Raw genomic sequence first — 2,935 nt, 5'->3', positions numbered from 1 at the left:
CGGAAGCGCTGGTCGGCGCTGTCCTCGTCGGGCGCGAGCCGGCCGCTCAGGAAGGACTCGAGCCAGATCGCGGCCGGCGCTGGCGCGATGCGCAGGTAGCTGAGCCGGAACGCCGCCAGGCGCGACGATGCCTCCGGCGTGTCCGGGCGTGAGGGCAGCGTGGTGTAGTCCGAGAAGTCCGCGCCGCCTTCCCGCCAGGGATGGGGCAGCGGATCCAGGAACGGGTGGCGGTGATCCTGGCGCAGGTCGGGGCTGTCCGGCAGGCGCCGGTCCTCGACCCGCACGCAGGCGGTGTCCCCGAGCGCGGCGCGGTCCGCGGCGGTCGGCTCGACGCCCTTGAAGAACACCTGCCGCACCCGCGCCCCGCCGAGCATCGTCATCAACTCGGACAGCGGCGGCGCCTCGGGGCCGACGACCAGCCCCATCGGCCGGGCCCCGAACAGCTGCACGAAGCGCCGCACCACGTCGGGCGTCAGCGCCGGGCCCAGCATCAGCGTCGGATGGATCCACTGGCGCGTCGGCAACGAGGTGAACAGCTGCCGGCCCCAGTCGAAGGCCTCGGCGGGCAGCAGCAGGTCGAAATCCTGCCGCACCGGATTGACCACCAGCCACACCGGCAGGCGATGCGCCTCGCAGGCCTCCAGCGTGTGCCGCATCGAGGTCGCCATCACCCGCACCGGCTCCATCACCGGCTGCACCTGGCCCTCCGCGCCCAGCACCTGCGCCAGGTGGCGCAAGGCCAGCACCTCCTTCTGTTTGCCATGGAGATAGGGGAAGTACATGGTCTTCGCCTCCAACTGTCTCGATTGAGGGAGGGGCGATGATGATGAGCACTGGCTCATCCGTCAGCAGCGATCCCTTCCATCAATGCGCCAGATCAAGGGACCCGGAAAAATCACAGGCCCCGTCGCGCCAAGAAAAAAAGGGACCGCGTGGCGGTCCCTTGCTGGGCGGGGCGGCCGGCGCGTCGGCCGGCACGAGCGCGGTTCAGGGCGTGCTCTTCGGCTTGGCCGGCTGCTGGGCCTGGCCCATCGCTGCCAGCTCGGCCTCGCTGATGATCTCCATCGCGCGCACCACCTTCTGCACGCCGCGCACGCCGCGAGCGATCTCGGTCGCGCGGGTGGCCTCGCGCTCGGTCACCCGGCCCATGATGTAGACGTTGCCGCGCTCGACGACGACGTAGAACGCGTTGGTGATCAGGTCCTTCGCGTCGACCAGACTGGCCTTGACCTTGGCGGCGATGGCCACGTCGTTGGCGCGGCTGGACAGCGAGCTCAGCATGCCCACGCCCACCTCGTTGAGCACGTTGCCGACGTTCTCCACGCCCTGCGCGATGCGCTCGACCGCGGCGCGGTCCTCGTCATTGCGGGTCTCGCCGGTCAGCAACACCATGCGGTTGTAGCTGTTGACGTTGATGTGCACGCGGTCGCCGAGCTGCTCGCGGATGCGGTTTGCGGTCTTGAGCTCGATGCCCTGGTCCTCGAGCTGCGTGCCGGAGGTGCGCCGGTCGGTCGCCACCATCGCGCTGCCCACCGCCGCGCCGCCGACGATCAGCGGCACGCAGGCGGTCTGCAGCAACGCGCCGCCCAGCGCGGCGGCAAGGATCAGGCGGCGGGTCCGGCGGGAGCTTCGGGTCACGGAGGTCATCGGGAGGTCCTTCAAAGTCGGGAGGAGGGTCATTCGCCCGCGCCGAGCAGCTGCAGGTCGATCGCGTCGCTGAGGCAGTGGGAGAGCAGGCGATGCGCCTCCGCCACCCGCGCGAAGCGGCTGTGCGGCACGCGCAGTTGCACATCGGTGTCCAGCAGCGTGCCGCGCCAGTCGTCGTCCTGCGTGCCGCTGAGCACGATCACGCTCATCTCCTGCGCATGCGCCACCTGCAGCAGTGCGGCGGCCGCGCCGCTGGCCTGCGCCTCGTACAGCAGCAGCAGGTCGCCGGGATGGCCGAAGGTCTGGATCTGGCGCATCAGCGCGGAGGCGGGATCGGCGTAGCCCTGGGCCTGCGCGTCCAGCGCGATGGCGGCCAGGCCCGGGCGCTCCTGCTCGAAGCGGCCCGACAGCAGCGAGGCCATGTAAGTCGCGTCCGCCGCCGAGGTGCCGAGCCCGGCGGTGAGCACGCGGCCGCCGGCGGTGAGCGCGTCCACCATCATCTGCGCCGCGACAGCGAGCGGGCGGGACAGCCCTTCGGCGACCTGGTAGAGCAGGTCCGCGCTCTCGAAGAATTGTTGTTGTATGCGTTGTTCCAACATGAGCGCGGATGATAAAGGGTGCTGCACGGCCATCGGCCGCCGCAGAGCTCAGTGCTCGGCCGGCACGTCGAAGGCCCCTTGCAGCCACTCGACGCGGTCGCCATCGATGGCCACCACGTCGAACCGGCAAGGCGGGATCTCCGCCAGCGTGCGCAGGAAACATGTCGCCGCGAAGATCACCTTCCGTTGCTTGGCCCGCGTCACGCTGGCCGCCGCGCCGCCATGCGCATCGCGCTGCCTGGCACGCACCTCGACGAACACCAGCGTCCCGTCCCGCGCCCACAGGATCAGGTCGACCTCCCCGCCTCGCGCGGACGGCCCGCGCGCGACCCGATAATTGCGCGCCACCAGCCGCAGCCCCTGCCGCCTCAGGTAGTCCAGGGCGCGCTGCTCGGCGCCGGCGCCCCGTGCCTGCGCATCCGCGCCGTCCCGTCCGATGGAGAGTTTCTTGAACATGTCGACGTCCCCGTCCGCCTCGCTGATCGCCGCCGCTTCCGCCGCGGCCGGTCATCAGCAATTCCCGGGCGGCACGCTCTACGTCGTCGCGACCCCGATCGGCAACCTCGCCGACCTGAGCCTGCGCGCGATCCACGTGCTGGGGCTGGTCGACGCCGTCGCCTGCGAGGACACGCGCGTCAGCGCTCAGTTGCTGCGCTGGCTCGGCCTGCACAAGCCGCTGCTGGCGCTGC

General features: G+C 70.9%; 4 protein-coding genes and 1 pseudogene. 1 reads left to right on the top strand and 4 read right to left on the bottom strand.

Translation table 11 applies throughout. From position 1 onward, the window contains the following. From FUT87_RS23115 to FUT87_RS23100, 4 genes and pseudogenes are all read right to left on the bottom strand, one after another. Nucleotides 1-782 (bottom strand): annotated as a pseudogene (locus tag FUT87_RS23115) (hypothetical protein); the annotation flags it as partial. Between the two features lie 205 nt (nucleotides 783-987). Next, nucleotides 988-1,647: a BON domain-containing protein gene (locus FUT87_RS23110; RefSeq protein WP_091720414.1), complete on the bottom strand. Its 660-nt coding sequence runs from the start codon at nucleotides 1,645-1,647 to the stop codon at nucleotides 988-990. Nucleotides 1,648-1,676: 29 nt separating this feature from the next. Beyond that, complete coding sequence (locus FUT87_RS23105; protein WP_091720410.1) at nucleotides 1,677-2,246, bottom strand: SIS domain-containing protein; 570 nt, start codon at nucleotides 2,244-2,246, stop codon at nucleotides 1,677-1,679. A gap of 48 nt (nucleotides 2,247-2,294) precedes the next feature. After that, nucleotides 2,295-2,702, bottom strand: a complete 408-nt coding sequence (locus FUT87_RS23100; protein ID WP_147242526.1) for a YraN family protein — start codon at nucleotides 2,700-2,702, stop codon at nucleotides 2,295-2,297. On the opposite strand from FUT87_RS23100, the gene FUT87_RS23095 reads away from it, so the two are divergent. Next, the coding region (locus FUT87_RS23095; protein ID WP_404935433.1) for an SAM-dependent methyltransferase at nucleotides 2,701-2,935 on the top strand (235 nt) is incomplete at its 3' end. The two genes, FUT87_RS23100 and FUT87_RS23095, sit on opposite strands and share 2 nt — an antisense overlap.

It is taken from the genome of Mitsuaria sp. TWR114 (genome assembly GCF_007997345.1).
The sequence above is the reverse complement of the archived record's forward strand: the minus strand, read 5'-3'. Positions and strand labels throughout refer to the sequence as shown.